At 30.2% G+C, this 8,330-nt stretch carries 9 protein-coding genes; 5 read left to right on the plus strand and 4 right to left on the minus strand.

What is annotated here, in order from left to right; translation table 11 throughout:
- Window positions 1-176 precede the first annotated feature (176 nt).
- From LRB30_RS05145 to LRB30_RS05165, 5 genes are all read left to right on the plus strand, one after another.
- The gene (locus LRB30_RS05145; RefSeq protein ID WP_231019964.1) at window positions 177-902 is read left to right on the plus strand and encodes a hypothetical protein; all 726 of its coding nucleotides are present in this window, start codon (window positions 177-179) and stop codon (window positions 900-902) included.
- Between the two features lie 255 nt (window positions 903-1,157).
- Window positions 1,158-1,739: a hypothetical protein gene (locus LRB30_RS05150; RefSeq protein ID WP_231019966.1), complete on the plus strand. Its 582-nt coding sequence runs from the start codon at window positions 1,158-1,160 to the stop codon at window positions 1,737-1,739.
- Window positions 1,740-2,023: 284 nt separating this feature from the next.
- A complete protein-coding gene (locus tag LRB30_RS05155; protein ID WP_231014580.1) occupies window positions 2,024-2,926 on the plus strand; it encodes an immunogenic protein P37 in 903 nt (300 codons plus the stop codon).
- A 208-nt stretch (window positions 2,927-3,134) separates the two neighbouring features.
- Window positions 3,135-3,278 (plus strand): hypothetical protein, encoded by a 144-nt coding sequence (locus LRB30_RS05160; protein ID WP_231014581.1) that lies wholly within the window; start codon window positions 3,135-3,137, stop codon window positions 3,276-3,278.
- Between the two features lie 129 nt (window positions 3,279-3,407).
- Window positions 3,408-3,785 carry a hypothetical protein gene (locus LRB30_RS05165; RefSeq protein ID WP_231014582.1) on the plus strand — a complete coding sequence of 126 codons (378 nt, stop codon included), beginning with the start codon at window positions 3,408-3,410 and terminating at the stop codon, window positions 3,783-3,785.
- A gap of 644 nt (window positions 3,786-4,429) precedes the next feature.
- On the opposite strand, the gene LRB30_RS05960 is transcribed toward LRB30_RS05165, so the two are convergent.
- The 4 genes from LRB30_RS05960 to arcA all read right to left on the minus strand — a co-directional run.
- The gene (locus tag LRB30_RS05960; RefSeq protein WP_407928735.1) at window positions 4,430-4,600 is read right to left on the minus strand and encodes a transposase; all 171 of its coding nucleotides are present in this window, start codon (window positions 4,598-4,600) and stop codon (window positions 4,430-4,432) included.
- Window positions 4,601-4,670: 70 nt separating this feature from the next.
- Window positions 4,671-6,095: a YfcC family protein gene (locus tag LRB30_RS05170; protein WP_231014585.1), complete on the minus strand. Its 1,425-nt coding sequence runs from the start codon at window positions 6,093-6,095 to the stop codon at window positions 4,671-4,673.
- Between the two features lie 63 nt (window positions 6,096-6,158).
- On the minus strand, window positions 6,159-7,142 hold the full coding sequence (argF, locus tag LRB30_RS05175; RefSeq protein WP_231014583.1) for an ornithine carbamoyltransferase: 984 nt from the start codon (window positions 7,140-7,142) through the stop codon (window positions 6,159-6,161).
- 55 nt (window positions 7,143-7,197) lie between these two features.
- Window positions 7,198-8,330: arginine deiminase (gene arcA / locus LRB30_RS05180; protein ID WP_231014584.1), on the minus strand; the 1,133-nt coding region annotated here is incomplete at its 5' end.

Below are 8,330 nucleotides of genomic sequence, written 5' to 3' on the forward strand. Positions count from 1 at the left end.
ATATCTAAAAAATCTATAGAACAGTTTGCATTAGCATTAAAAGATCATCAAGAAAATAAAAATACTCTAATACTTCAGTAGATAAAAATAGTAAGGAAATTGAATCTCCTAAAGACGTTACATCATCAAATAAAAAAACTTATAATCCAATCTTACAAGTAGGTTCTAATCAACATATGTCAGATGATCCTGGTGCAAATAATAAAGAATCCCTACCAAATTCAAGTCCAGCAATAATACAAAATGACTCGCATGCTCAAAATAATGTAAAGATGGAAGAAAATAAAGCAGCTACTCCACAACATGATCCAATTGAACAAAGTAATTTTAAAAATAGCCTTACTACAACAAGTAAAACTCTTGCTATTCCTTTAGAAGAAGAAATTAAAGCTAACTTAGATGAATTTGCACAAGAAGAGTATGAGCAAACATCTCTTTCAGAAATTAAAAATGCCACGCAGATTGTTAATCATGCTAATCCTGAAAACAAATTAAACAATACACTCCTTGAGCTTGAAAAAGATTATGAAACTTTATCAAACTTATTATTCTCTAATTTAGACACATCTCCTTTGAATAGAAAAATAAAAACTATTATGCCTAAATTACAAGAAATGCGTTCTTTTATGGAGCAAGCAACTAATTCTTGGGTATCTGCTAAAGGCATGCTAGATGAGGCTAAGGATAAACTAGCAGAATCCATTTATAAAAGACTATACAATGGCAATTCATACCGGTTCGGTGGCAGTTTTAACGGACGTGATATGCAACATGCAAAAAATTTAGCATACAGAGCTATAAACTTTGCTTCTGCATGCATTGAATATACACAAAAAGCTATTGATTATCTTCAACAGGGAAATTCTTGCAAAAAAGAAATAGAAAATATATTCAAGCTTTAAAATTTCCAGTGTAGGCTTTAGTTTCTTTAATATCTCTACTCATATATAATCCCATCTTTACTAGAAAAACTTATATCGGCTTACCTAAATTAACTATTTCACTTCCCTCTTGCCTTTACAAGTACTACCCTACTTCTTTCAAATTTATAGTTTGGTTTGCATTTAGCATTCACTATTTTTATAAATGTGATATATGTTATTTTTTAAGAATAAAGCATAAATATCATCAGATTATAAGAAGAGGTAATAAGATAGATGAATTTAATTGCTAAATTATTTATTTTATCCACTTTAGTTTCAATTCCAAATATCCTCTCTTGTAAACTATATGATAATCTTGCAGACAACGCTGATCAGGTTACAGACATACTAGACAACAATAAGTTTTTTAATACTTTAGTAAGCAGCAATGAGAGTAGAAGTCGCAAGCCTAGAAGTACAAATAATGCTTATATGAAACAAAACATAGACAAAAATCATTTAGTTGTTGCAGATATGCAAAATGATAATAGTAGCAGCAGTCTTCCCCAACAAGTTAATAGTGAATCCAGGAAAGCTAATGAAGATAGTAATATTATGAAGGAAATTGAATCTTCTACAAAAGAGTACGCCAGACTAAGAAAAGATTTAGAAACTATAAAACAAATACTTGATAATATAGAAAGCTTGCTTAATACAGCTAATTCTTATTTAGAGAACACTAGAAAAGCACCTAAATCTATCAAGATAATCAAACCTTATTGCTTAGCCTGCACCAAGCTATTGCTAAGGTTAAGATTAGTTATGCTTCTTTTATCATTTGTTATAATGATGCATTTAATTCCTGTTTATGCTTAGCGTTATCTAGCATCCTTTTGGCCCTCTCCATTGCATCTTTATCAGCTATTCCTAGGGAATATCTTAATTCTAATATGTATCAGGCAAATGCAGACTTTGAAGAGCTAAATAAAGCATATGAAGCTGCTTATTAAATAATACTAATCTTAGATAGCTCAGCTTTAAAGACAAAAGCTCTATGCTATAAGCTTAACATATAACGCATATTCTTGATTACTAATAATCAATGTAATATAATGATATTGTATTACAATACTACTCTATTTTTGCATAAAGTTAGCACAATGAATTTAATGATTAAAGTGTTATTAATATTCAGGTTATTTTTAAGCTTTATCTCTTGTAAGCCATATGAAGCTGTAGATAAATCTCAACAAGCTTTAGCTATACAGGATTTAGCTAATAATAAATCTCTTATAAAAGACACCAAAAGAAGTGGTCGTAAAGCTAGAAGTATTAGTTATAAGGAAGTAAATAATCAAGAACAAAATAATGAAAATAACCTAAAAGAAGCAAAAGAAAGTAAAAAAGACAATAATTTAGGTATACAAAAAGATGGTATTGTAAACACAAACCCTTCCATTGCTAGTGATGCTAGTGAAAAACATACTAATAGACAACCTCAACAAGTTAATAATAACTCTAGGGAAACTAGTGAAGCTAGAAACATTATACAAGAAATTTCTACCTCTTTAGAAGAAGTTAATAAAATAACTGCAGATTTAGAAACAACAAAGTCAAAACTTAATAATATAAAAAGTAAAGTTGACAATGTTAGTTCTTTTTTAAAGAATGCCAGAAAATCTAATAAAGCTAACTCAACCTTATTGCCTAAACTTGATCAAGCTATTCGCAAAGTTAGTAGCAGCCATGCTTCTGCTAACTCTAATTATTCAGATGCAGTAGGTGCCTTAAAAAGTTCTAAGCACGATTTTGAGTATGCAAATAGAAAAGCAGAAGATGCTTTACAAGAAGTGTTAAATAATAGCAATACTCAAGGTTACCAATATGCTCGATACCACTATTATATGAATGATGCTAAAGAAGCAATGGACAGGGCTAAAGTTAGCCTTAAAACTGCTAAGCATAAACAAAAAGAACTTAAAGACAAGATGGATCAAGCAAATGCAGATTTTGAAGAGTTAAATGGTATATATATAAACTTGCAAGACGTGGACTCTAGATAAGTAAAAGTAAAATAATAAAGAAAAGGCAGGATGCTTTATGTATTCTGTCTTCTTTACTTATAATATTCTCTTTTCTAAAGACTACTTTATTTTCTCTTAGTTTGTTAGTTTGTCTTTAGCATTAAAAATATTTTCATAAATGTAATATATTTATTTTTTAAGAATAAAGCATAAATATCATCAGACTCTAAGGAGAGAAATAAGATAGGTGAATTTAATTGCTAAATTATTTATTTTATCCACTTCAGTTTCAATTTCAAGTATCCTCTCTTGTAAACTATATGATAATCTTGCAGACAGCGCTGAGCAGGCTACAGACATACTAGACAACAATAAGTCTTTTATACTTTAGGAGGAAGCAGCAATGAGAGTAAAAGTCGCAAGCCTAGAAGTGCAGGTAATGCTTATGAGAATAAAATTGATAAAGATAATGGCAAGTTAAGAATAAAGATGGAGTAAAATACAAGCCAAGAGTCTTTGGTTGAAGATATGCAACCTGATACTAATAGCCTTTTCCCAACAAGTTAATAGCCAAGCTAGTGAAGCTAAGGATATTATAAATGAAGTTAGATCTTCTACATCAGATTATACTAAAGTAGAGGAAGAATTAGAAAAGGTAAAACATACCCTTGATAATATGAAAAGCTTAGCTGATACAGCTAACTCTTATTTAGAGAAAGCTAGAACTACACCTGGCCCTAGTAAAGCTAACCCAGGCTTATTACCTAGCTTGAGAGAAGCTATTGGTAATATTAAAAGTAGGCACCCGCCTACTCTTGAACAAGACAATAAAACTTCTACACTCCAAAAGACCAAAAAAAGAGTTTATAAATTACGGGTAGTAAAGGGTTTAAGTTAAAAGAACAATCGGATTTTTAACTTAAAGTCGACATACATATACCTAATATTAATGATCAAAACCTAATTACAAAAACTTTAGTAATTAGGCTTTAATCAAAACACACTATTTAGTAGAGTCTAAATCATTTTCTATATCTAAAATTGACTCGTAAAACTTATAAGCAAGTTTTTATATCTTTTAAAATACAAATCTCAATAGCATTTCATTCTAAGTGGTCAAATATATTTTTCATATATATTTAATTTTATTATTTCGCCTTATTATTTCGCCTCTTGTTGTAATATATATATTTATAATCTATATAAGATGGAGCTTGAACAATATGAACAAAGTTCTAATATTCAATAGCAATCCAATGATAACCTTTATTATTAGTGCTTTGGGTGCAACCATGCTAATATACTTATACTTAATTATAATATTCATATATACACTATAATAAAGCCCAATATTATAGAGAAATTAAAATTTCTAACAATCAATCTACAAAAAACAACAAAAAAATTGGAAGAAATTGAAAAAAGGATAGAAAAATTAGAATCCAAATTACAAAAAGCAGAACTAGATAAAACTGTAAAAAAATCTATAAACTTATATAAGCTCAAAAAACCCTAAATCTAATTTGGATAACAATGCTTATTTTATTTTTTTTGATTTAATAACGAATAATCTATAAAAATAATTTGCAGCAACCATGTATAAAAATCAACAAAATTAAGTATTATTTGGTAAAGGGAAGACGAAAGCTTGTTATTTATGCATTTATGCCTATGTTTAACAACTAATATTAGGTGATAATTAATTGAATACACGCAGTGATTATTAAAATTATTAAATATCCAAAAAAATTTTTTATTTCATTCTTGATACAATTATATGCAATTAAAAACTCAAATAAATGTTGGCTATAATAACTAAAATGGAAATAAAAAACTCAATAATAAATAATGGTAAAACAAACTTAAACCATGTACCATAACTTAATCTAGATATTCCCAATACTGCCATTATAACTCCGCTGGTAGGTGTTATTAAATTAATAAGTCCAGATGAAGTTTGCATGGCAATAACAACTGAAGATCTTGGAATTGATAAAAAATCAGCAAGTGGGGCCATTATTGGCATAGTGAGACTAGCATGGCCCGATGAAGATGGAACAACAAATCCTATAAATATTTGAATAATTTCATTCAAAACAATAAAAAGGGGCCTTGGAAGATTGTATAAAAAATTAGTAGCAGCATTTAACATAGTATCGGTAATCAACCCATCATCACATACTATCATAACACCTCTAGCAAGTCCAATAACAAGAGCGGCCGTTAGCAAACTTTCAGAGCCTTTCACAAACGCATCCCACATTTCAGCTTCACCTAACCTACAAATAAAAGCCGCTATAATCGCAACTCCAAGATACAACATTGTCATTTCTTGCATCCACCAACCAAGATTAACAATGCTAAAGATTAAAATCAATATCATAAATCCAAACAAAAGTAAAACTAATTTATGAGCAAAAGTAAAATCAAGAGTATTCTGAGCATTATCTCCAGTAGAAAGTCCTTCTTTTTTAACAAAATATTGATAATGTTCATTTTTCTGAGAATACACAAGCGATTTTGAGGGATCTTTTTTAATTTTAGACGCATAAACACAAACATAGATTATAGCAACTAATACTGATACAAAATAAAGAGCAATTCTAAAATAAAATCCATCCTGCAAGCTAATAGAAGCTATTGCAGATGCAATTCCTGTCGCAAATGGATTTACAGTAGAAGCCATAGTCCCCACTCCAGCTCCTAAGGCAATAATAGCCGCTCCAACAAGGCTATCATAACCCAAAGCAACTATCAAGGGAATCATAACAAAATAAAAAGGAAGGGTCTCCTCACTCATCCCAGTTACAGTTCCGCCAATTGAAAAAATAAACATTAACAAAGGAATAATCAATTTATCTTTGTGCCCCAATTTCTTAATTAAAAAATAAATTCCTGCATCTATTGCTCCAGTTTTCATAATAATTCCATAAGTACCTCCAACAATTAAAACAAAAACAATAACCTCAACTGCATGCTCCATCCCCTTTGACATTGCAGTTAAAATAGTCATAATGGGATGTAAAAATCCCCTAGGAGCTCGATCTACATATTGATAAGTTCCAGCAACAATTATTTCCCTTTTAGACCCATCACCCATCTGCTTAAATTCTTTATCAAACTTACCAGCAGGAATCACATACGTTAAAATGGTAACAAATACAATTAAAGAAAATATTATTGTAAAACTACTTGGTATTCTGATTATAACATCCCTCCTAAATAATTTAAATTTATAAATTTAATTCCATATAATCATATAAAAATATTGTTATCCTAAAGTTGATACCATAATAGCTTTAATGGTATGCACTCTATTTTCAGCCACATCAAAAACAACTGAATTTTTACTTTCAAAAACTTCTTCTGTAACCTCCATTCCATCAAGTCCGTATTTATCAAAAATATCCTTACCAATCACAGTATCTAAGTTATGAAAAGCGGGCAAGCAATGCATAAATATTGCATCATCTTTTACCATGCTCATTATCTCTTTATTAACCTGATAAGACTTTAAAAGATTTATTCTATCTTCCCAATTACTCTCCCCCATAGACACCCACACGTCTGTATACACAACATCAACACATTCAACGGCTTCTTCTTTAGAATCTGTAATTGTAATTTTACCCCCACTCTCTAGGGCTAAAGACCTAGCCTTAATCGTCAAATCAGGGTCTGGGAAAAGCTCCTTGGGAGCAAAAATTCTAAAATCAAGCCCCATAATAGCACAGCCTTTTAATAAAGAATTAGCAACATTACACCTACCGTCGCCACAAAACACTATTTTAATCCCTTTTAAATTCCCCTTATGCTCTTTTATTGTCATTAAATCGGCTAGTATTTGGGTTGGGTGAGAAATATCTGTCAATCCATTGTAAACAGGAACATTGGAATAATTAGCCAAACATTCAACGGTCTGTTGGGAAAAGCCTCTAAACCCAATGGCATCATACATGCGCCCCAAAACTCTAGCAGTATCTATCATAGACTCTTTTGAGCCTATTTGATTGCCCTGAGATCCTAAATAAGTAATATTTGCTCCCTGATCATAAGCTGCAATCTCAAAAGCACAACGAGTCCTTGTTGAATCTTTCTCGAAAATTATAACTATATTTTTACCTTTAAGTTTCTGCACTTCAATTCCTGCATATTTTGACTTTTTTAAATTAATCGATAAATCAAGTAAATATTCAATATCTTTGCTTGTAAAATCTAAAAGATTTAAAAAGCTCCTATTTCGTAGATTATACATCAACCACCAACCCTTACAATAAAGTTTTCAAAAACTCATTTACTCATACTTAAATTTAAATATCCTCTCTTACTAAAGGCATAGACATACATCTTGGCCCACCACGCCCCCTTGAAAGCTCACTAGACGGAATTCTATGAACTTTAATACCATTTTCTTCAAACAACTTATTGGTTACATGATTTCTAGAATAAGTAATTACTTCTCCTGGAGCTATCGCCAAAATATTAGCACCATCATTCCATTGTTCTCTTGCACCATGTATTAAGTCTCCACCTGCACATTTTATTATGTCAATCTTACTGCCTAGATAAAAACTCAAAACGTCTTTAAGCTTGGCTTTTTCTTCTTTAATATTAATTTTATTAGAATTTGAATTATAAGTTAAAACATAAATTGAGAAATACATATCATCACTTGTAAAACTTGTAAAAACACTATAATCAATTTGAGTAAAAACTGTGTCTAAGTGCATATAAGCTCTATTTTTTGGAATTTTAAAAGCCAAAATTGTGTTAAATGAGGCCTTATTTTCAAAAAGACTAGCAGCTAGTTTTTCTACAGATTCCGCTTCTGTTCTTTCCGAAATTCCAACAACCAAAAGATCTTTATTTAAAACAAACTCATCACCACCTTCCAAAGAAGTTTCTTCCCATCTATTAAACCAAATTGGAACATTTTTTTTGTAAATGGAATGATATTTAAAAATATACTCTGCAAATATTGTCTCTCTGCATCTAACCTTGGTATACATTTTATTTATTGTAATTCCATTGCCAATACTAGCAAAAGGATCTCTGGTAAATAAAACATTGGGCATAGGATCAATAATAAAAAGACTTGAGCCATTAACCAAATCATCAAGAGAAGATGAAAAATCCTTGAGCTCTTCTCTTGCAACACCCGAAATCATTTTAGAAACCATATTATCAACAGTTAAATTAGAAAAATAATCTTTTAAAATATTAATTGTGTCATCGGATTTTATTTCTGCTTCCAGAATAAATTGAGATATAAATTTATCTTTGAGCGCTACAGAAGAATTAAGAACCTCGCTAACAAGATCCTCAACATACTCAATTTCAACTGAATTATCTTTTAAAATATTTACAAAAACTTCATGCTCTTGTCTTGCAACTTTAAGATAAGGAATATCATCAAATAAAAAATTTTTCATAATCAAGGGTG

Source organism: Borreliella americana, assembly GCF_021043605.1.
Classification (GTDB): Bacteria; Spirochaetota; Spirochaetia; order Borreliales; family Borreliaceae; genus Borreliella; species Borreliella americana.